16 protein-coding genes are annotated in these 22,782 nt (G+C 38.2%); 14 read left to right on the plus strand and 2 right to left on the minus strand.

Features of this window, described 5'->3' with window-relative positions:
• Window positions 1-4 precede the first annotated feature (4 nt).
• The 8 genes from carA to THETH_RS07845 all read left to right on the plus strand — a co-directional run bounded on the left by carA (window position 5) and on the right by THETH_RS07845 (window position 12,068).
• Complete coding sequence (carA, locus tag THETH_RS07810; RefSeq protein WP_013932810.1) at window positions 5-1,159, plus strand: glutamine-hydrolyzing carbamoyl-phosphate synthase small subunit; 1,155 nt, start codon at window positions 5-7, stop codon at window positions 1,157-1,159.
• Window positions 1,159-4,428 (plus strand): carbamoyl-phosphate synthase large subunit, encoded by a 3,270-nt coding sequence (carB, locus tag THETH_RS07815; protein ID WP_013932811.1) that lies wholly within the window; start codon window positions 1,159-1,161, stop codon window positions 4,426-4,428. The genes carA and carB overlap by 1 nt, the downstream gene beginning before the upstream one ends.
• 344 nt (window positions 4,429-4,772) lie before the next feature.
• Window positions 4,773-5,747 (plus strand): LacI family DNA-binding transcriptional regulator, encoded by a 975-nt coding sequence (locus THETH_RS07820; protein WP_013932812.1) that lies wholly within the window; start codon window positions 4,773-4,775, stop codon window positions 5,745-5,747.
• A gap of 36 nt (window positions 5,748-5,783) precedes the next feature.
• Complete coding sequence (locus THETH_RS07825) at window positions 5,784-6,998, plus strand: ABC transporter substrate-binding protein (RefSeq protein WP_013932813.1); 1,215 nt, start codon at window positions 5,784-5,786, stop codon at window positions 6,996-6,998.
• Between the two features lie 70 nt (window positions 6,999-7,068).
• Window positions 7,069-8,244 carry a carbohydrate ABC transporter permease gene (locus THETH_RS07830; protein ID WP_013932814.1) on the plus strand — a complete coding sequence of 392 codons (1,176 nt, stop codon included), beginning with the start codon at window positions 7,069-7,071 and terminating at the stop codon, window positions 8,242-8,244.
• 11 nt (window positions 8,245-8,255) lie between these two features.
• Window positions 8,256-9,134, plus strand: a complete 879-nt coding sequence (locus THETH_RS07835; RefSeq protein ID WP_013932815.1) for a carbohydrate ABC transporter permease — start codon at window positions 8,256-8,258, stop codon at window positions 9,132-9,134.
• 12 nt (window positions 9,135-9,146) lie between these two features.
• Window positions 9,147-9,797 (plus strand): beta-phosphoglucomutase, encoded by a 651-nt coding sequence (gene pgmB / locus THETH_RS07840; RefSeq protein ID WP_013932816.1) that lies wholly within the window; start codon window positions 9,147-9,149, stop codon window positions 9,795-9,797.
• A gap of 12 nt (window positions 9,798-9,809) precedes the next feature.
• The gene (locus tag THETH_RS07845; RefSeq protein ID WP_013932817.1) at window positions 9,810-12,068 is read left to right on the plus strand and encodes a glycoside hydrolase family 65 protein; all 2,259 of its coding nucleotides are present in this window, start codon (window positions 9,810-9,812) and stop codon (window positions 12,066-12,068) included.
• 6 nt (window positions 12,069-12,074) lie between these two features.
• On the opposite strand, the gene THETH_RS07850 is transcribed toward THETH_RS07845, so the two are convergent.
• Complete coding sequence (locus THETH_RS07850) at window positions 12,075-14,219, minus strand: glycoside hydrolase family protein (RefSeq protein ID WP_013932818.1); 2,145 nt, start codon at window positions 14,217-14,219, stop codon at window positions 12,075-12,077.
• A 52-nt stretch (window positions 14,220-14,271) separates the two neighbouring features.
• Entirely contained in the window at window positions 14,272-15,594 is a 1,323-nt protein-coding gene (locus THETH_RS07855) for a hypothetical protein (protein ID WP_013932819.1), read from the minus strand.
• A 237-nt stretch (window positions 15,595-15,831) separates the two neighbouring features.
• Here THETH_RS07855 and THETH_RS07860 point away from each other — a divergent pair, with 237 nt between their 5' ends.
• From THETH_RS07860 to THETH_RS07885, 6 genes are all read left to right on the plus strand, one after another.
• Entirely contained in the window at window positions 15,832-16,788 is a 957-nt protein-coding gene (locus THETH_RS07860; RefSeq protein WP_013932820.1) for a LacI family DNA-binding transcriptional regulator, read from the plus strand.
• Between the two features lie 12 nt (window positions 16,789-16,800).
• Window positions 16,801-18,051, plus strand: a complete 1,251-nt coding sequence (locus THETH_RS07865) for an extracellular solute-binding protein (RefSeq protein WP_013932821.1) — start codon at window positions 16,801-16,803, stop codon at window positions 18,049-18,051.
• 25 nt (window positions 18,052-18,076) lie between these two features.
• Window positions 18,077-18,955, plus strand: coding sequence for a carbohydrate ABC transporter permease (locus THETH_RS07870; RefSeq protein WP_013932822.1), 879 nt, complete (start codon window positions 18,077-18,079; stop codon window positions 18,953-18,955).
• The gene (locus THETH_RS07875) at window positions 18,952-19,776 is read left to right on the plus strand and encodes a carbohydrate ABC transporter permease (RefSeq protein WP_013932823.1); all 825 of its coding nucleotides are present in this window, start codon (window positions 18,952-18,954) and stop codon (window positions 19,774-19,776) included. The genes THETH_RS07870 and THETH_RS07875 overlap by 4 nt, the downstream gene beginning before the upstream one ends.
• 12 nt (window positions 19,777-19,788) lie before the next feature.
• Entirely contained in the window at window positions 19,789-20,676 is an 888-nt protein-coding gene (locus THETH_RS07880; RefSeq protein ID WP_013932824.1) for a glycoside hydrolase family 130 protein, read from the plus strand.
• Between the two features lie 92 nt (window positions 20,677-20,768).
• Window positions 20,769-22,766 (plus strand): S9 family peptidase, encoded by a 1,998-nt coding sequence (locus THETH_RS07885; RefSeq protein ID WP_013932825.1) that lies wholly within the window; start codon window positions 20,769-20,771, stop codon window positions 22,764-22,766.
• Window positions 22,767-22,782 lie beyond the last annotated feature (16 nt).

A 22,782-nucleotide genomic window follows, 5' to 3' on the forward strand; every position in this document is an offset into this window, starting at 1 on the left:
TGAAATGGGTAAAAAAGCCTTGCTCGCGTTTGAAGATGGAAGCTATTTTTTCGGAACCAATTTTGGTGCCAGTGGAGAAACCTTTGGAGAAGCGGTTTTCAACACCAGCTTGGTTGGATATCAGGAGGTTTTGACGGACCCTTCTTACGCTGGACAAATAGTGATCATGACTTATCCAGAAATAGGCATTTATGGAATTAACAACGAAGATTTTGAGTCCGATGGAATTAAAGTTAACGGTTTTGTAGTTTTTCGTGCGATAAAAGAAGCTTTTAACTTCAGGGCGACAACAACTTTAGATGAATTTTTAAAGCGTTACAACGTGATTGGCATCGAAGGAGTGGATACAAGAGCGATAACCAAAAAGATAAGATCCAAAGGGACGATGAAAGCCGCGATTTCAACACTAGATCTTGAACCAAGTTCTCTTGTAAAAAGGGTGAGAGAATCAGCAGATATAGGAAAACTTGATCTTGTAAAAAAAGTTACCTGTCAGCAAGAAGCAGTTGAAGACTTTGATGGGGCAAAGATAGTTGTAATAGATTGTGGTGTTAAGTATGGGATTATTAGGGAGCTTGAGCAACTTGGAGCAAAGTTGATTCGCTTAAGATACGATTTTGAAGTTGATCAGATTAAAAAGATAAAACCAGATGGAGTTTTGATTTCAAATGGTCCTGGAGATCCAAAGATTCTTAAGAAAACAGTCGAAAATATTCGCAATTTGCTGAAATTCGAGGTACCTTTGGTTGGTATTTGTCTCGGCCATCAACTTATAGCTCTCGCCGTAGGCGGACAAACTTACAAAATGAAATTTGGTCATAGAGGGATAAATCATCCTGTAAAGGATTTGAGAACTCAAAAGGTTTTGATAACTACTCAAAATCATGGTTATGCTGTGGATCCAAAATCTTTTGGAATAGATCTTCCCGAGGAAGTGTGGAAAATAGATTTTTCGAAATCTTTCGTTGGAAAAAGCTTGGAAGGTTTTGGTCAGGTACAAATAACGCACATTTCTTTAAATGATTGCACTGTGGAAGGCCTCAGATTGATTGACAAGCCGGTCTTTTGTGTTCAATTTCATCCCGAGGCATCCCCAGGTCCACACGACAGTAAAGACTTTTTCAAGGACTTTGCCAAGTTAATGAGGGGGGATTGTTGATGCCAAGAAGAAATGATATAAAAAGAATTCTTGTGATAGGTTCAGGACCCATAACTATAGGCCAAGCCGCTGAATTTGATTATTCTGGTTCACAAGCTTTGAAAGCCCTGAAAAAAGCAGGATATTATACTATTGTTGTAAACTCAAATTCCGCCACAATTATGACTGATCCACAACTTTCAGATGCAGTGTACATAGAACCGCTTACCGTGGAATTTTTGGAAAAGATCATAGCGAAAGAAAGACCAGATGCAATTTTGCCAACTCTTGGTGGTCAAACGGGGTTAAATCTTGCAGCAGAATTGGCGGAAAAAGGTATTCTTGAAAAATATGGTGTACAGTTGATAGGTGTAAACCTTGAATCTATAAAGAAAGCCGAGGATAGAGAGCTTTTCAAACAGGCCATGCTTGAAGCAGGTTTAGAGGTTCTAAGAAGCAGATTGGTTTCAAGCGTTGAAGAAGCTTTAGCGGTGGTTGAAGAATACGGATATCCCGTTGTGATAAGACCAAGTTTTACGTTGGGTGGAACCGGTGGAGGAATCGCATACAACAGGCAAGATCTTGAAAGAATAGTGGCAACGGGAATTGCGGCCAGCCCTGTGGGAACAGTTTTGATAGAAGAATCCGTGATCGGATGGAAAGAGTACGAACTTGAGGTTATGAAAGATTCCAAAGGGAATTTCATAGTCGTTTGTTCGATAGAGAACTTCGATCCAATGGGTATTCACACCGGTGATTCCATCACCGTAGCACCATCGCAAACCCTTACAGACGTTGAATATCAAAAAATGCGCAACTGGGCAAAAGCTGCAATGAAAGCAATAGGAATGACTGCTGGTGGAGCGAATATTCAGTTTGCTGTAAACCCTGAAAATGGTAGGATGGTTGTCATCGAAATGAACCCAAGAGTTTCAAGATCCTCAGCTTTGGCTTCCAAGGCAACTGGTTATCCCATAGCCAAAATAGCTGCTCTACTTGCTGTTGGTTACACGCTTGATGAAATACCTAATGACATAACTGGTAAAACGACTGCAGCCTTTGAGCCAACAATTGATTATGTTGTGGTGAAAATACCAAGATTTCAAATGGAAAAATTCCCTGGAGCAGATGAAAGACTTGGAACTCAAATGAAATCGATTGGTGAAGTTATGGCAATTGGAAGAACTTTTAAGGAAGCTATAGGTAAAGCTTTAAGAGCGTTAGAACTGGATATAGCACCTGAGCTGGATCTTACGAAAATTGATGAAAATCTTGCAAACCCAACTTGGAAGAGGTTGTCATACATTTTTGCGGCTTTTCGAAAGGGATATAGTGTTGAAGATGTTCACAGATTAACCAAAATTGACAAATGGTTTTTGACTCAACTTAAGGAAACAATGGATTTTGAGAATAAATTGAAAAAAGAAGGTTTGAATGAATATACACTGAGAATAGCGAAAGAACAAGGCTTTTCTGACAGAGAAATTGCGCAGATGTTTGGAAAAACTGAAAAGGAAATAAGAAAGCTTAGAGAAAAGTATGGTATCTTCCCTGTTTTCAAAATGGTTGATACATGTGCTGCAGAGTTTGAAGCCAAAACTCCTTATTTTTACTCTACTTACAATGGTGTGGAAAATGAATCTAAACCTTCTAACAGGAAGAAGATCCTAATCCTTGGTTCAGGACCAAACAGAATAGGACAGGGAATAGAATTCGATTACGCAAACGTTCACACAACCTGGGCATTTCAAGAAGAGGGTTACGAAGTTATAATGGTCAATTCGAACCCTGAGACCGTTTCAACTGATTATGATACATCCGACAAACTTTATTTTGAACCACTTACAACTGAAGACGTTTTAGAAATAATCCGTTTAGAACAACCGATGGGAGTTGTCGTCAGCTTTGGCGGACAAACTCCGTTGAAAATTGCCAAAAAACTTGCAGAAGAGGGAATAAAAATACTGGGAACAAACTTTGAATCTATCGACCTGGCTGAGGATCGAGAAAAATTTGCAGTACTTCTGAAAAATCTAGGAATAAAATGTCCACCTTTTAGAACTGCGACAAGTGTAGAAGATGCTTTGAAAGCAGCAAAAGAACTTGGCTTTCCTGTGCTGGTTAGACCCAGTTTTGTTCTAGGTGGAAGAGCGATGGTTATCATTGACAGCGAGGAAAAACTCGAAGAATATGTACGTAAGGCAATCGTGATTTCAGATGGTCATCCAATTTTAATAGACAAATTTCTTGAAAATGCCATAGAATTCGATGTTGATGTGGTTAGTGATGGGAAAAGTGTTTGGATAGCGGGAATTATGGAACAAATACAAGAAGCAGGTGTTCATTCAGGTGATTCCGCTTGCGTTTTACCTCCAATCAGCATTTCTGACGAAACTATAGAGGAGATAGAAAACGTAGTTTTCAAGCTTGTTAAAGCGTTGAGGATCATTGGACCTGCGAATGTACAACTTGCTGTTAAAGACGGGCAAATTTATGTTCTAGAAGCCAATCCAAGAGCTTCAAGAACTTTTCCATTTGTAAGCAAAGCTATAGGTATACCAGTAGCTGAAATCGCAGCTAAGGTAATGATAGGAAAATCTTTGAAAGATCTTCTAAAGGAGTTTTGGCCATATCCTGCCAGAAGGGATTTTGATGAAAATAGCGAGCTTTTACCAACTCCTATACCAAAATATTACGCAGTCAAAGAAGTTATCGTACCTTTCAGTAAATTCTTAGGGACTGATGTTACCTTTGGTCCAGAAATGAAATCAACAGGTGAAGTGATGGGATTTGGGCAAGATTTCGCCGAAGCGTTCATAAAAGCTGAAATAGCCGCTGGAAACTTTGAAAAAAGAAGCAAAACGATTTTGGTTAGTATAGCAGATAAAGATAAAAGAAAATTTATTCCCCTTCTTGTTTATTTGAAAGATATTGGGTTTGAAATCGTTGCAACTACTGGGACAGCCAAGGCTTTAAAGAAAGTTGGAGTTAATTGTAAAGAAATTAAAAAGGACGAAGAAAAAGATATTGTTAGGTTGTTCAGAGAAAGAAAAATTGACATAGTTGTTGTGACAAATTCGCCTCAAAATGTTGAACAACTGAACGGCAGTAAAAGTTTTGGAAGGTTGCTCAGAACTTTGGCGGTTCAATACAGAATTCCTTGCATAACTTCCTATGAATTATTCAGCACACTGGTTATAACTTTGAAGAAAGCATTAAACCCTGACAGCCTTTCCGTCATAAGGTTGAACGATCTTCATGCCCTTCAAAAAGTTGTGATTAATGAATAGTTTGACCGTAAAGATAAAAATTTTCGCGTTAAAGTTTCTGATAAAACCTGATAGTTCCAAGTAGAAAGAAAGAGAAAAAACAAAAAAGAACACGTTAAAGTAAGATTTTATCCATTAATTGCTAAATATAAGGAATTTTTTGATATTTTTCCCTAAAAATTGTCAATTTTTTTGTTTGACTTTTCAAAGGACACAGTATATTATAATAATAGCTTTCATGAATGTTAACTTACAAAAAAGCGGTTTTAATCGAGATATTTTTTATTTTCTTTGCTATGTAAACGATTACAGTAATCGATTACATTATCGATAGTTAAAAATTCTGTATTTTTGAGGTGACATAAATGACCGTCAAAGATATTGCAAAACTTTGTGGGGTATCGGTTGCAACAGTTTCTAGGGTTTTCAACGAGCCAGAAAAAGTTAAGCCAGAAACCCGAGCCAAAGTTTTGCAAGTTGCTGAAAAATATGGATACGTTTCTCATGCTGTTGCAAGATCGCTTCGTAAGAGAAGAACAGGTGTTTTCTTGCTAACAGTTATGAGCAAAGTTGAGAGCGTATTCGAAGATTCATATGTTTCTAAGTTTTTAAAAGGTGCTGTGAGGTATTTCTCTGAAAAAGGGTTGAAGCTGATCGTGGATTGTTTTACCAAGGGTGATGTGAGAGAATACTACACAAAACTTGTGCGCTCGAGGTTAGTTGACGGTTATATCCTTATGGATATAAAGGAAAACGACGAAAGAATAGACTTATTGAAAAACCTTGGTGTACCGTTTGTTTGCGTTGGACAGAATAGCAGAAAAGATTTCATTTTTGTAGATACCAACAACAGAAAAGGCGGACAAATAGCTGCTCAACATTTGTGTGAATTAGGCTGTAGGAAACTTTTGTACGTTGGAGGCGAACCAGATTTACCTTTTGAGAAAGAGCGCTTGGCTGGTTTCAAAGAGGTGGCTTTAAAGCACGGTTCACAGATTACGGTTACGTACAGCCATTACGATAGAAACAAAACTTTAGAGATTTTCAGCACATACGATATTAAGCAATTTGATGGGATCTTTTGTACATCGGATGCCGTGGCTTACATTGTTCTTAGATACATGGAAGAGAATAGAGTAGAAATACCTTTGGTTGGTTTCGACAACATATTGATCTCCGAGATAGCAGGTATAACAACTGTTGATCAACAAATAGAATTAGTTGGACAAAAGGCAGCAGAAAAAATTCATAAGCTATCACTAAGAGAAAAGGTGAAATCGGAGATCATCGATGTTCAACTCATCGTTCGTGGAACAAAAAAATTTATGCGCGAAAAGTGATTGTTCCACACTTTTTTATAAAAAGGAGGGATCTGTGTGAGAAAATTCCTGGCGATATTAATTGCGGTGGCATTTGTCGTCAATGTAGCTGCAGTAACAAGAATCGTTATTACTGGGTGGCCGGGTAACCCTGTAGAGGAACAAGCTATAAAGAACATGGTGGACGCGTTCAACCGAAAGCACAAAGATATTCAAGTTGTCTGGGAGCCGATTGTTGGAGATTACAAACAAACATTGATGACGCGCTTATCAGCTGGAACTGGGCCAGATTTATTCTACGTGGATGTGTATGTTTTCGAAGAATTAGCAAAAGCCAACGTATTGCTACCACTCGATTCTTACATAAGAAGAGACAATTTCGATCTAGAAGATTTCTTTCCATCGTTGGTTGAAGCGTTCAAATATCGAGGCAAAATATATGGTATAGCAAAGGATTTCTCAACTTTGGCGTTGTGGTTCAACAAAGAAATCTTTGATAAGTACGGGGTACCGTATTTAACTAACGATGAAACATGGGAAAGTTTATTACAAAAGTTGAGAATGCTTAGAGATAAGGGATTTGAAACTCCTCTGGGATTGGCAGCCGATTTCAACAGAGTCATACCAGTGATCGTGAGCTTTGGTGGAAGAGTTGTTGACCCCGAAACCCTTATGATAGCACTGGGAGAGCCAAAGTCTAAAGAAGCCCTGCAGTTTTACGTTGACCTTGTTGTCAAAGAAAAAGTCGCAAAAGAACCTGCTTCAGTTGGTGCAGGATGGCTTGGAGAGGCCTTGGCTAGAGAGTTGGTGGCAGTGGTTATGGAAGGTCCATGGACAATAGGTTTTATGAGAGAATCATTCCCAGATACTTTCAAAAAAATGGGCATAGTTGAAATGCCAAAAGGTACGCAGAAGTCAACCATGATTTACACTGTTGCCTGGGCGATCAACAGAGAGACACCAAACAAAGATGCTGCTTGGGAAGTACTCAAGTTCCTTGTAACAGAAGGACAGGAAATTTTTGTGAAAGGCGCTGGTGTTTTAGCATCTAGAAGATCACTAGCTGAAAAAGATACAGACCCAATCAAGCAGGTGTTTTACAAAGGTGCCGAGTATGGGACACCTTGGAGAGTGCCAACACCAACAGGTATTTTCTCCGTGGCTAATGATCAAATTAATTCGGTTTTGAGGGATTTATTCACAGAGAAACTCACCATCGATGAAGCGATCAAATTCATTGAGGAAAACTACATGAAGTGGGTCTCGCAGTAACAAAACTTTTCTGGGGGAGGAAAAAATTAGCCTCCCCCAGCTTCAATTAAAAACAATTTGAGGGGAGCTTATGAGGTACAAAACAAAGGAAGTATTAATTGGTTATCTTTTTTCCCTTCCCATGATTATCATATTTTCTCTGTTTTTGGTTTATCCAATTATAATGGCTTTTTACTACAGCCTAACAAATTATCAACCTCTAGAGGCAAGGAAATTTTACCGCACTTTCAATCCGTTGGAAGCTGTAGAATTACACACTGGTTTATCGCGAGATGAGATAATTTCTTACGCTGCCGAGGATATAGTTTCTCTAATGAATCCAATAGAATTTGTTGAGCTTGAAGTTGGAATTACGCTCACAAAGACAGAAGAAAATATTGTGGAGAAAAACCTTGATCTATTGAAATTTATTCAGGATCTTAAAAGTGGGAAATTACCCCACGAAATGAAGGTTTCGGAATTTTTCAAGCGATATTTGACAAGCCAAGAAGGTGCAAAAAAGTTCTCCAAATATAGGCCTGACTTTGTGGGACTTGCAAATTTCAAATTGATGTTGAAAGATCCTTATTTTTTGTCATCTTTTCTTAACACTTTACTATACTCTTCAATCGTGGTCCCGACGCAAACTTTGCTTGCCATTGTACTAGCTGTCGCTGCAAATTCGCGAATTCGTGGTGTTATACTTTTTAAAATTGTTTTCTTTTTACCAGCTATAACATCATCTGCTGCTCAATCTATGATTTTTATGCTACTTTATTCAAAACCAGGGATTTTGAATAAATTGCTAACAACACTATTTGGTTGGGCAGGTTTTCAACCGATAGATTATTTGAACGACCCGAAATATGCTCTTTTTGCAGTTATGATAATGAACATATGGTCTACCGCTGGCTATTTCATGGTGACATTTTTGGCTGGACTTCAGGATATACCGGTAAGTTTAATTGAAGCAGCAAAAATAGATGGAGCAAATAACTGGGAAATATTTTGGAAAATTATTCTGCCGCTTTTAAGACCGCAAATAGTTTTTGTCTCAATAATGGGAACAATAGGTTGTATGCAAGTTTTTGATCAAATATACTTCCTGATCAAGAGTATGCGCAACATAACCATATCGTACTATATTTACAAAAATGCTTTTGAATACGGCAAGATGGGATATGCATCAGCGTTGGCAGTCTTTCTTTTCACAGTGATACTTGCTTTATCGTTGATTCAAAGAAGGTTGATTAAAGAAACGTACTAGGAGTGAGGCAAATGAATAAAAAGTACAATGTTATTTCCTATTTTATTCTTTTAACTTACGCTTTGATAACTCTATTTCCTTTCCTTTGGGCAACATTAGTTTCTCTTGTTCCTATAAATTATGTGGATGAGTTTGGGGTCAAAAGAGGTGTAGATATATTCAAATGGCCTCCACATATTATCCTGTTTCCAAGACCTATGGCATTTGGAGCACCTCTGACGTTGCAAAATTATAAGCTCATATTCGAAGTGGTTCCATTCTTACGAAGGTGGTTTTTCAACACAATTATGTACGCAGGTATTCTTACGGTAGGAAACGTTTTCCTAAACACTCTAAGTGGTTATGCTTTCGCTCGGCTAAGGTTTCCTTTTAAAAACCTGATTTTTATACTCTTTTTGGCCTCTTTGATGGTACCAGGTCAAGTTACCTTGATACCTTTATACAACATGCTTGTGCGCTATAACTTGATAAATACCTACGTTGGCCTCTACTTGCCAAAAATTGCAACTATTTTTGGCCTTTTCTTTATGAGACAGTTTTTTCTCACTTTTCCAAGAGAACTTGAAGAAGCCGCGCGAATTGATGGCAGTGGGATTTTGCGAACGTTTTTTACGATAGTCTTACCAAATGCAAAGCCCGCTATGAGCGCTCTAGGAATTTATACATTCCTTGGAGCATGGAACGATTTCATGTGGCCATTGATAGTTACTTCTAGCAAAGAAATGTTCACCCTCACGATGGGATTGAACTTTTTCAGATCATCCTATTACGTTTATTGGCAATACATGATGGCTGCTTCTCTTCTCATGACAATTCCGATGATAGTAATATTTCTAATTTTCCAAAAGCAATTTATAGAGACAGGTAAAGCAACTGCCATCAAAGGATAAGGAGGTATTTTGATGAAGCTTGTTAAAGCTTGCATTTTTGATCTAGACGGTGTGATAGTAAATACAGCTAGATACCATTATCTTGCTTGGAAAAGGCTTGCAAACGAACTTGGATTTGAACTATTAGAGAAGGATAACGAGCTTCTTAAAGGTGTTGGCAGAATGGAGGCTCTTGAGATAATTTTGAAAATAGGTAACATTCAAATTTATGATCCAAAGTTTAAAGAACAACTTGCAGAAAAGAAAAATATGTATTATTTGGAATACATCAACCAAATGACGAAAGAGGAAATACTTCCAGGTGTTTTGAAATTCCTACAACTTCTAATTGATCACAACATTAAAATTGCCATCGGTTCTGTTAGTAAAAATACTAGAACAATTCTAAAAAAGGTCGGCTTGGAATCCTATTTTGATGTTGTAGTCGACGGATACAAAATATCTAAGGCTAAACCAGACCCTGAGGTTTTTCTAAAAGCATCACTGGAATTGAATGTACCACCAAATGAATGCTGTGTTTTTGAAGATGCAATCGTAGGTGTGATCGCAGCAAAAAGTGCAGGTATGAAGTGTGTTGGCGTAGGGGATCCAAGGATATTGAAGGATGCTGATAAAGTAATTCAATCTTTTGAAAATCAAGGATTAGAACTTGTAATGTTTTGAGAGGTGTTGGGCATGTGGGAAGTGATCAGAGAAGTGTACGATCCCAAGGAAAACTATATCTATGAAACTCTTTTTACACTTGCAAATGGTTTTGTTAGCATTAGAGGTATTGAGGAATTTTCTTCAACATATAAACCTTTGACTTTTGTTGCTGGTATCTTTGATGGCTATAAAGCTCAGGTTCCTGAATTGGTGAACTTACCAAACCCATTTGGTATAAATCTTTATGTTGAAAATGAAAGGATAAACATTGACTTTTTAAAAATGACGAAATACCAAAGAAGGTTGAATCTTAGAAGTGGGGTATTGTCATCTTACTATGAACTATCAACTTTGGGATTAGCTATAGAATCTGAGCGATTTGTTAGTAGAAAATCTTTGCATCGAATAGGCATTAAATATACTATAAAAAGTATTGGTTTCAAAGGAAAAATCATTTTGGAAAATTATATAGACAATACTACTGCGAACAATTTGTTTGATCCCGCGAATAAAGTACAACATTATAAGTTGCAGCAAATTGGTTCTTTGAAACCGGGGATTTATTCTGTCGTTAAGACCTACGATAGAAAGCATAAGATAGCCATTTCAAGCAGCCTGCTGGGTGTTGGACAAAACAATGATAACATCCTTCTAGACAGAAAATACATTGAAATTGGTCCTAATCCAACGGAGCTGTACACTTGCTTTTTGAATAAAAATTCTTCTATTACCATCTACAAATTCGTGACAATTTTTACCAGTAGAGAGAGTGAAAAACCCTTCGAAGAATCTGTGAGTGAGTTAGAAAAATTCGTGGCACAAGGTTATGAAACGGAGCTTGAAGAACATCAAAAAGCAATGGAGAGTATTTGGGAAAACGTTGATGTTACCATAAAAGGAGATTCTTCAGCACAGCTAGGCATTCGGTTTAACATTTTTCATCTTTTTTCCTGCGCTTCAAATGATCCAACTGTGAGTATAGGTGCTAGAGGTCTTCATGGTGAAGGATACAAAGGCCATGTCTTTTGGGATACCGAAATTTTCATGTTTCCGTTCTTTTTGTACACATTGCCAAATTATGCCAAAAATCTTTTGCTCTATAGATATAACACTCTTGAAGGTGCAAGAAAAAACGCGTATGCGACAGGCTATAAAGGTGCAAGGTTTGCATGGGAATCTGCAGATGATGGGACAGAAGTAACCCCAAAATGGGGTGTGGATTACCTAGGTAACCCAGTGAGAATCTGGACGGCCGACGAGGAGATTCACATCACTGCGGATATATCGATAGCTATTGTGAACTATCACATAGTAACTGGTGATGATGAGTTCATGAAAAATTATGGTGTTGAAATTCTACTTGATACTGCCAAATTTTGGATTTCAAGGTTAGAGTACAACAACAATATGGATAGATATGAAATTAAAAAAGTAATAGGTCCAGATGAGTTTCATGAGCATGTGGATAACAATGTTTACACCAATTATCTTGCTAAATGGAATATCCTTAAAGCTTATGAATACTATCATTGGCTTAAGGAACGGGACAAAGGAAAACTTTGCTTGTTAAAAACGCTTCTTGGTATAAGCGAGGAAGAGATAAACAAATGGAGGTTGATAGCAGAAAAAATATACATTCCTCGCAAAGACAACCAACTTTTACTTGAACAATTTGAAGGCTACTTTAACCTTAAAGATTATGTGGTTACAGAGTTTGATGAGAAAGGAATGCCAGTTTGGCCAAAAGATTTGGATTTGTCAAAGCTTCAAGAAACACAGTTAATAAAGCAACCAGATGTTGTCATGCTCATATTGGTTTTACCAGATGAATTCAGTTATGATGAGATGAAGAAAAATTACGAGTATTATCTTAGAAGAACTATGCACAAGTCTTCCCTCAGTCTTCCTATGTACTCAATAATGGGACTAAAGGTTGGAGATACAAGAAATGCTTATAATTCTTTTATGAAAACACTGCTTGTGGATCTTGAAAACACACACGGCAACACACATTTGGGCTTTCATGCAGCTTGTGCTGGAGGAGCATGGCAAGTAGTTGCCAACGGTTTTGCCGGAATACGTGTAAGGAAAGATGGAGAATTGGTATTAGATCCTTGGCTTCCAGAACATTGGGAAGAACTTTCGCTTAAAATTTTCTGGAAAGGCGTTCCTCTAAAAATAACTGTAAGAAAAGAAGAAATAATCATCGAAAGTTTGAGGGAAACTGATGTTATAGTCAAATCGAAACTTTATCATCTCAAAGAAGGAACTAATAGGATAAAAATATAGATCTTTCTACTCACAAAGTTGAAGTGTCACAGCGAACACGTGAACATTTATCGAGTCGGAAAAAACTATTTCTTCTATGATGCTGTCAACATTGACAGTTATATGATCTATTCCACAGTTTATGAATTGCTTCTCACCTGTGGCAAGGTATCTGTATTCGAATTGAATTGGCTTTTTTCCAACGCACCAGTCTCGAACCAAGAATTTCAGCGGTTGTTCATTTACAAAAATAGCGGTTTCATAATCTCCATGGTTTGCTGAACAAAGCAGATGAATCTTTTTAACCTTTATTGGTTGTTCAAAAAGTATCTTTTGTGATCGCATTCTAACGTTGTCTTTTCCTTCTATTTTTATCATGAAAGGTACTTGTTCAACCATCAAAATTCCCTCTTTCAAAAACTCTCCAGGATAATAAGAACCCACAACTCCTCCTAAGTTATCGAAGTTAGCCGGCTTTTCTCTAAAACCTATTCCATCGTTGTTGAAAAGTCGATTTAAGTCTAGCAACAGATATTCACCGTGTTCGATGTAGTTTGCCGCAATTTCTTGAACAATTAATTCTTTTAAACTTACAAAAATGGCTTCTTCTTTCAACTGTAGTTTATCCTGCGGTGAATACACTAAAGTGAAATATTTTCCATCCAGTTCGATTGATATCCCAATGCGTTCAGGCAAAAGAATAAGTTGATCTATTATACCTTCCCCTTCCAAGGAGATCCTCAAAGTTGAGGCTGGTTCAAGTTTTCCTATTTCAAAAATTCCCTCACCAATAAGCTCACTACTCAAATTGTTACCAGCGATAACGGTGATTTTTGCACTTTTAAACGCTCCACTTACTGCAAGAGTAGCAGGGTCAGTCAATTTCAAATTTGTCCATCGCAATCTTGCTTTGCCCTTGAAAGCAATTGCTGCACCTGCGCCGAAATCACCAATAATTGTCGATACATCTGAAACGCCTGGATCAAAGCTTTCTGCTTCTAAAATCATTAGCCCATTCATACCAACGAGCTTAGATTCAGTTGCAAGTCGTTGATAAAATTCTGGCAGTGTTGATAAATAAAGAATAGATCTTTGCGCACATATTGTGGATTCTGCACCGGCATTGTGGTTGATGTGCATGTACTCCATGCCATCGTAACCTTCTCCTTTTGGTCCTACCATTGGTTGATTCAACCTGTTTAATCCAAAGTACCAACCACCAGTCAAGGCACAAAGGAATGCAAGTTGCTCTTCTTTTGTAATATGATAAGCTTTTGCGGAAGCTACCAATAAACTTTCAACCGCATAAGACAACTCGGGAAAAAGTTTCACGGCCTTGTCAACGGAATATACAAAACCTGTACCCAAAAGAAGTGGTATCTGCTTTTTCAATGAATCCACTGCTGTTTGCAATAAACTTTCAATTCCAGTGGTTTTGTAAGCTTCAATCAACGCCTCAGCATATCTATTTCCCCAACCGTTCCAAGCAAACCTTTGATTATTCCAACTGAAAAATCCCTCGAAAATGCCAGACTGTTTTATGCAATTTTGCAATTCTTTAGCGATTGATTCTATGATTTTTACAGTGTCACTTGATATTTTAGCGTATTCACACAAACCCAAAAGGTATATAGCCTTTTGATCATTATAATTTGGGGGATTTCTAAGAATAGCCTTAAAAGCTCTTTGTAAAGGTTCTAACAAGTTTTGATCTTTGCTGACGTTGTAAAGCTTGGCAAGAGCCCAGAAAGCCCTCAAAGCCCACCAAGAGGTTGATTTTCTACTCGTAGAACCGTGTTGGTTGATTGTTCCATCAAGATAGGCAAAGTTGTAAAACTCACCATCGCTTGCTTGCATCTGTAGAACAAATTTTGAAGCATCAAGGGCAAGTTTCAAGTACATCTCATCTTTCATAATTTCGTAAGCCTCAGAGTACAAAAGAATCACTCTTGCCACATCATCAACGCAGAAATCACCCTCTGACAACGCAGTAGTTGGAATGTACTTGTCGTCTTTTCTTTCTGCATAAACCCAATACCCTTTTACTTGCTGATCCTTTAAATAAAACCACTGAGCAAGCGTCTTTTCTAAATGTTCTATGTTAAGAGATATCGGCATTGCCAACACCACCGTGAGAAAAACAATCATTATACAACTAAGAAAGAGTTTCACAACATTTCACTCCTTTGAAAAATCCAAAGGCGGGCAAATGCCCGCCTTTTTATTATTCTCCTATCTTTAAAACTCTAAAGGATGCGGATTTTTGCTCCATCCATTTGATTGCTTGAGCAATGTTTTCTGCGGTGTATAAACTGTAAAGCCTTAAATGTCTGACTGTATCTCCTGCTTTATAACGATTTGGCATATCTTCAACTTTCATAGAATAAATGTTCTTTGTTGATTCATAAGCGTCAAATTCACCAGGCATCCATTTGAAAATACCATCCCTGAATTCCAAGCTTTCATACACCCATGTGTCCGAATCAAGCCATTTTTTGTAATCTGCAGCAACAACGGGAATTTCTGGTAATATTTCCGCTATGCCAACCTTCGCCTTAGGTGAGTAGTTACTCCTGAATCTTTCCATCGATGCGAAGATGTAAGTAGCTCCCCACCAAAGAGGTTTCATGCTGCTTGAGGCTGGAAAGACTATATAAGGACGATTGTCAACATATTGTATAGCATTTCTTTCCAACCAATATTCAAGTGGTGTTATGTTCAACTGATCTGCCCAAACAAGTCTTCTGAAAACTGGTAGTATGTGCACGGCATCCTCGAAGGCTGGCGCAATTGGTCTTGTGACCATCGTTTGTAATTTCATCATATCGGCATAAGTGTCAAATTTGAAGGTATTGTCGACAAGAATATCTCCGTTTTTGAAAACGTATGTTATGAGAATTTGGTTAAGGCCGTTGAATCTTTCGGATTTCAAATGAGATACAACACCAACGGCAACTGGTCCAGGTTCCAAAATCTTCAAAGACACCGTTCTAAATGCGCCAGAAGTTTCCTCATGGTGGTTACCAAGTCTACCATCTACATAAAAAGTTGATTCAGGCCATCCGCTGACCCTAGCGATACCAACTTCATCAACCATTTTGGCTTCAATACCTGCAAATTTTGTCACTGCTACCAATCCTTTTTCGTTGATTTCAAATTTCAGCATGCCATCTTTTGAGGTTACAATCAATTTTCCGGTTTCTTTTTCAACTTTAAAGAAAGGTTCTGTTTTGACTTTGGGTTTGTCCGCAACTTCGGATAGAACAATGCTATTTTTGCCTTTTGCAAGGAAAACTAAATTGTCCTGTGCCGATATTCTACCGTTTCCATCAACGTCATCAATTTGGAATAGTATTTCCTTGCCTTCAGATACAACTTTCAAGCTTTCCCAGTCAGGATCGAAATCATCCGGCAAAAGGTCAAGAATTTTCCCAATTTGAATCACCACTGGTACTTCGACATCCCCACAAGTCACAGGAATTTGAAATGTTTTGGCTAGCGTGAGCATCGGAACAATCAGCAGAACAAACCAAAGAAACTTTTTCACAACAACCCCTCCTTTGTGAAAACGTTTACACATTTTGATAATACCAGTTGACATAATGAACATCAAGGTTAATAAATCTTTGATTTTGATAACCAGGGTTCGAATTTCATTAAAAATTTTGGATAAACTCTTTTTTTCTCTTTAAATCTCACGTTTTCTTTTGTTTTCTTGGTTTGCCAAAGTGAAACAAAACCGTTATACTATTTGTGTAAGCGTTTACATAAGGGGATGTGAAATATGCCTACGATAAAAGATGTCGCTCAAAAAGCGGGAGTTTCCATTGCCACCGTTTCAAGATTTCTGAATGGAAGCGGTTATGTTTCGGAAGAAGTGAAGTTAAAACTGATACAGGTAATAAATGAACTTGGTTACAAAAGAAAGTACACTGCTCATATTCTTGCGTCAAGGAAAAAACGCAAAGTTGCCATGGTGATAAGCGAAAGAATCAAGCAACTTTTGAATACTGATATAGGTTACTTTTATAAAGTTATTGTCGAATCAATACAGCAAAATGCCGAAACTTTTCACTTTGAAATAAGTTTGCTGGATTTAAGAAGAGTAGAAAAATTCGATGGTTATCTTTTGATTGGTAGCGATGCTTTGGAACAAGATGTTCAAGAATACAAACGTCTTGGAAAAGTTGTCCTTGTGGATCATCATGTAGAAGGTTTGATGGTGGATAGTGTTGTGAGCGCTGGTGCGGACGCAGCGACATTTCTGGTTAACAGATTTTTGGAAATGGGTAAAAAGCGAATAATTCACGTGCATGGGCCACTTAAATATTATGGCTTTAGAGATCGCTATCAAGGTTATGTAAACACAATGCAGAAGTATGGTTTACTGCCGATAACATTTGAATACGACGATCTACATGATGACATAGAGCCTGTCGTTAAGAAAATCTTGGCGAACTACGAACCAGACGTTATATTTTGTTCCAACGATGTCATTGCTTTAAGAGTCATGGAAAAATTGAAAGCGTTTGGATATGAGATTCCAAAAAAAATCAGTGTGGTTGGTTTTGACGACATTCCCGAAGCAGAAAGGCTAGGATTAACCACTTTTCATGTTGACAAATACGAGATGGGAGTAACTGCTGTAAGAAGGTTGTACGATTTGCTGGTCGGTCACAATGTGCAACCACGGAAAATATGCCTTCATGCTTATTTTGTTAAAAGAAATTCTTCATTATGAGGAGGTGTTGGTATGAAGAGAGTACTTATTTGCTTAACTTTGGTAGCAATTACACTTTCAGCTTTTGCAGCAAAACTTTTGTTTTGGGTTGCACCAAATGCATTGCAGGAAGCATTTTGGAAATCGATGGTTGCCGAGTACAAAAATGTAAAGCCAGATGTTGAAATCGTCGTAGAGGTTATACCGGCTGCAGCAAGTTCGGAAGAAGCTATACTTACAGCTCTTGCAGCTGGAAGGGCCCCTGATTTCAGTGAGAACATTTTCATAGGTTTCGCCGCACAACTTGTTGACATTGGCGCAATAATTCCTTTCGATGAGTTTGGGCAAGATTTTTGGAAATTGGTCGAAATCAGAAAAATGCGAAACATCGTTGAAAGTTGGAAAATCAACGGGAAACATTATGTGTTTCCAATCTATTCGAATCCAATGTTATTCTGGTGGCGAGGAGACCTTTTGAAAGAGCTTGGTTACAGCAAGCCTCCAAGAACTTATTCCGAAGTTTACGAGGTCAGTAGGAAGTTCACTATCCCAAATGAAAGATATGGTGCACAGGTGATAGCAGGAAGAAACTGGTGGGATAGATGGTTCGATTTCATAATGTATTACTACGCTGCGTCCAATGGGAAACAATACATTGATCCTGTCAAAAGAAGGGCAGTATACAATGATGAATATGGGATGAAAGTAACTACATTCATCTACGAGATGTTCAAGAATAACTATACTGCAGTCGATCTTGGAAGCAACCCATTTTACATGGGAACTGTACTTGGAAAGGTTACAGGTCCATGGGAAATAAACTGGGCTCTTGAAACTTTCCCAAAGGTTATGGAGCACGTTTGGATATCACCACCCCCAGTTCCAGATGGTTTTCCAGAGAATGCACCTGTTTACACCTTTGCAGATACAAAAGGACTTGTGATATACAGCCATTCGAAATACAAAAAAGAGGCGTTTGAGTTCATCTCGTGGGTCTTTTCAAGAGTTGAAAGTGATAAGAAGTGGATTGAAATAACTAAAATGCCTCCAGCAAGAGAAGATCTTGCGACCAATCCAGCCTTCGAAGAGTATATGAAGGATAGGTTTTTCAAAGCTTACGCTGAAGCTGTCGCATACGCAGTACCTCCTGCTCCAATTGATAAAACCATAGATGTGCAAATGGCTATGACCAATTATTTGATAGAACCTTTGATGCATCTCAAAAGTGATCCAAAAGAAGCCATTGACAAATCTGTAAAAGAAATCAACAAGATACTGTTCTAATCTAAAAGAAAGGGCGGGTAGCCCCATGTCAAGAACGTTGAAAAGAAAAGAAGTAACATTCGGTTGGGCTATGGTTGGAACGTATTTGGCTTATACTGCTCTGTTTTGGGGCTACCCGTTTATCTGGATGTTTGTGTTGACTTTTTCTAAATGGAATTTTGTGAGCAAAATCAGATTTGTTGGTTTTCAAAACTTTCAGCGGATTTTTCTTGATCCAACATTTTGGAGAATTTTTCTTAACACAATTAATTTTCTCGCTTACCTAGTTCCGATGACTTTGATCGCATCGCTTTTGTACGCACTTGCGCTTACAAAGGTTAAATACTTAAGAAGTTTTGTAATATTTGGTTTTTTGGTTGCAAATGTTTCTTCGGGTGTTGCGTACTCAATTATGTTTTCCAATCTCTTTGCCGTTAACGGGCCTGTGAATAGGTTGATTTACTCTCTGTTTGGAGTTACAGTCCCCTGGTTCAGCCATCCACAACTTGCTATTTTTTCAATCTGTTTGATGATAATTTGGAAATTCGTTGGATATTATGGCTTAATTATCTATGCTGGATTGCAAGCTATCCCACAAAGTGTTATAGAAGCTGCAAGGATTGAAGGTGCCACGGAAAGAGCGATTTTCATGAGAATAACTCTACCTTTATTAAATCCTTCTTTGGTTACAGTAACAATTTTGGTGACGACTCTTACCTTTGGGATCTTTACAGAACCTTATATGATAACCGGTGGTGGTCCAATGCAAAGAACAATGACACCTTTGATGTATATGTACGACACTGCTTTTAGAAGGATCAATCCATCGTACGCAACGGTCGTAGCTTTTATGACAGCTTTGATCAGTTTTTGCTTGGTTATGTTGATCAAAAGACTTTTGGAAAAGGAAGTGAGTTTCGAGTGAAAAGAAGAAAAATAATAGGGATGATTATAAATATTATCATGATCCTTTTGGCGGTTTTTTGGATCTATCCATACGTATGGCTTTTGCTCTCATCCTTTAAACCTGTTGATCAAATATTCACAAGGTTCATACCAACAAAGTTGACGTTGCAACATTACAAATTTATCTTTGTCACATCTGAAAGGCTTGAAAGGCCTTTTGTAAGAGCACTTTTTAATAGTATCTTTATATCAGTCACTGTCACGGTGCTTGTTATATTCACCTCATCTTTGGTAGGCTATGCTCTTTCTAGGATTAGTTTCAAAGGAGCCAAAATTACATCCAACTTTATACTTTTCCAAATGCTTTTTCCCGGTTTCATGTTCATCGTCCCTCTATTTGCCTTGATGAGAACTCTAGGTTTTTTGGATTCCTACGCTGCTCTTATTTTTCCAAGTGCCATGAGTGCTTGGGGAATTTTTATGTTCTCACAAGCTTTCAAAACAGTTCCGCAAGATTACATTGATGCCGCCAAAATAGATGGTGCGAACAGATTTTGGATCATTTTTAGGGTCTTGCTTCCTCTTTCAAGAACGACAGCATCCATAGTCAGCCTTTTCACTTTCATTGGAACTTGGGATAACTTCTTGTGGCCTTTGATGGTTATCAAAACGCCAAGTAAAATGCCTTTGGCTGTTTTGTTGGCTGTGTTCAACCATCAATATGCTGGATACATTGGACCTGTTTTAGCTGGCGCGGTGCTTCAAACGCTACCAATGTTAATAATATTCTGGTTGCTGAGGGATTACTTTGTGAAGGGAATAGCATTCACTCTAAGGTAGGAGGTGCTAAAAGTGGAGCTGAAACTAAAACGATATTCGAAAAACCCCATTTTAAGCCCTGTCCCTTGGCATCTTTGGGAAAACAAGTTCGTGTTCAACTGCGGTGTAATCTACGACAATGGACTGTTTCATATGCTTTATAGAGCTCAAGGCCAAGACATGGTGTCGCGCTTGGGATATGCAGTTAGTGTGGACGGGGTAAATTTTTACAGATTTGATAAACCAGTTCTCACCCCGCAAAACAAGTGGGAACTTTACGGTGTGGAAGATCCAAGAATAACAAAGATAGGCGAAGAGTATTATGTTCTTTACACCGCATATTCGCCAATGGGTGTAAGAATATCCATGGCTTCAACTAAAAACTTCTTGACATGGAAACGTTATGGAGTTGTTATACCCGATATTGACAATAAGGATGCAGCATTATTTCCAGAAAAAATCAACGGTAAATACGTGATGCTTCATAGGATACCACCGGATATATGGTTGGCTTTTTCTGATGATTTGATCCACTGGGGGGATTTTGTCTCAATCGCAAAACCAAGACAAGGTTATTGGGACAATTTAAAAATAGGAGCAGGTGCTCCTCCGATTAAAACACCGTACGGATGGTTGCTCTTGTACCATGGAGTTGAAGATGCCCCAAGACCTATATACAGGTTAGGTTTCATGTTGCTAGATTTGAACGATCCCACAAAAGTTTTGAAAAGAAGTGAGGAACCTATTTTAGAACCTGAAGAAGAATGGGAAATTTTTGGTGGGGTTCCCAACGTGGTCTTCAGCGACGCGATGGTTCAGTACAAAGATCAGTTCTACGTTTACTACGGTGCGGCAGACAACCACATAGCGCTTGCGACTATAAGTGTAGAAGAAGTCATGGAATGGTGTAGAAAGATTTAAAACATCAAAGGAAAAATTCTAGCCAGGCGGAAACCTGGCTTTTTTTCTGGTAAAATAGTACTGAAAGCTAACAATTTTGAGGGGGATAAGGTATGGAAAAGCTAAAGCTTGAAGACTTTTTCAATTACAAGTTCATCTCCAACCTTTTGTTTTCACCGGATTCAAAGTTTCTTGGTTTTGTTGTTCACCAGATGAATCCAGAGGAAAACGACTATGTCTCAAAAATTTGGATGTACGATCTTGAAGCCAAAACCTTAAAGCAACTCACCAGCTTCGGTAAAGAAAGTTCTTTCATTTGGCTCGACGAGAAAACAATTCTTTTTCCAACGATTCGTGAAGAAAAAGACAAGAAACGAAAGGAAACAGGTGAACCTTTCACGGTTTATTACAAAATAAGCATCGATGGTGGGGAAGCTGAAAAGGCTTTTGAAATTCCTTTGAACGTTAAGCAAATCGAGAAAATCGATCAAGAAAGATTTGTCTTAACGGCAGTTTACGATCCAAAAACAGCCAACTTTGCACATCTTGATGAGAAGGAAAAAGAAAAAGCTTTAAAGCAACTGAAGGAAGAAAAAGACTATGAAGTCATCGACGAAATTCCATTTTGGGCAAATGGAAGAGGATTTACCAACAAAAAGCGCATCAGACTTTATATTTTTGATTCATCCAACGCAAGTCTTTTGCCAATCACAGACGAACTTACAAACGTAGAATTTTTCACGTTAAGTCAGGATGGGAAAAAGATTTTGTTTATCTGCAATCGGTTCGAAAGCAAAATGCCTATTCGTTCGGATCTGTATTTGTACACCATCGATGATGGAAAACTTTTAAAGTTGACGCACGAAGATCCGTTTGATTATACTTATGCTTTCTTCTTGAAGAACAAGATAATTTTCGCGGGGACGAACATGAAAAAATACGGGATCAACGAAAATCCAAAATTTTACCTTTTGGATCCTGAAACCAGACAAGTTGAACTTTTAACGCCAGATTTTGATTTAAGCTTGTACAACAGTGTGAATTCCGATTGCCGTTATGGCTCAAGTAAAAACGCAAAAGTGGATGGAGATTACCTATACTTTGTGACAACCGAATGGAGCAGTTCTCATTTGAACAGAATCGATATCACCGGAAAGATTGAAAAGCTCACCAACAAAAGTGGCTCTGTCGATGGTTTGGATGTTCAAAACGGAAAAATAGCTTTTGTCGGTATGAGGGATCTTAAACTGCAGGAAGTTTATCTGCTTTCTAAGGATGAAGAAATTCAGCTGACTTTTTTCAACGAATGGGTTGTGAAGGAAAGAACTTTGTCCAAACCTGAAAGGTTTACGTACAATTCAAAAGATGGAGTATTACTTGAAGGTTGGATCATGCGACCAGTTGATTTTGATCAATCCAAGAAATACCCAGCGATATTGAACATCCACGGTGGACCGAAAACGGTTTACGGAGAAGTCTTTTTCCACGAAATGCAGGTATTGGCTAACGATGGGTTTGTCGTCATATACACCAATCCAAGGGGAAGCGATGGCAGAGGCAACGAGTTTGCCGATATTCGGGGAAAGTACGGAACAATTGATTACGACGATCTAATGACCTTCGTTGATGAAGCTATCAAAAGGTATCTTTTCATCGACGAGCAAAGACTTGGTGTTTCAGGTGGTTCATACGGTGGCTTTATGACAAATTGGATTGTTGGTCACACCGATAGGTTCAAAGCTGCCGTTTCGCAAAGAAGCATTGCAAACTGGATTTCAAAATTTGCTACAACGGATATAGGATACTTTTTCGTTGAAGATCAACATCTTGCAACGCCTTGGTCAGATTACGAAAAACTTTGGTGGCATTCGCCGATGAAATACGCCGACAAGGTGAAGACTCCAACGCTTTTCATTCATTCGGATGAAGACTATAGATGTTGGCTCGTCGAAGGGATACAAATGTTCACATCTTTAAGGTACCACGGGGTAGAAGCAAGATTGGTCATCTTCAAAGGTGAAAACCACGAGCTAAGCAGAAGTGGGAAACCCAAGCATAGGCTAAGAAGACTTCAAGAAATCGTAAGTTGGTTTGAAAAATACCTAAAATAAAATCAAAGCCTTCGGC

Origin of the sequence: Pseudothermotoga thermarum DSM 5069, assembly GCF_000217815.1 — a bacterium.
Taxonomy (GTDB): Bacteria; Thermotogota; Thermotogae; order Thermotogales; family DSM-5069; genus Pseudothermotoga; species Pseudothermotoga thermarum.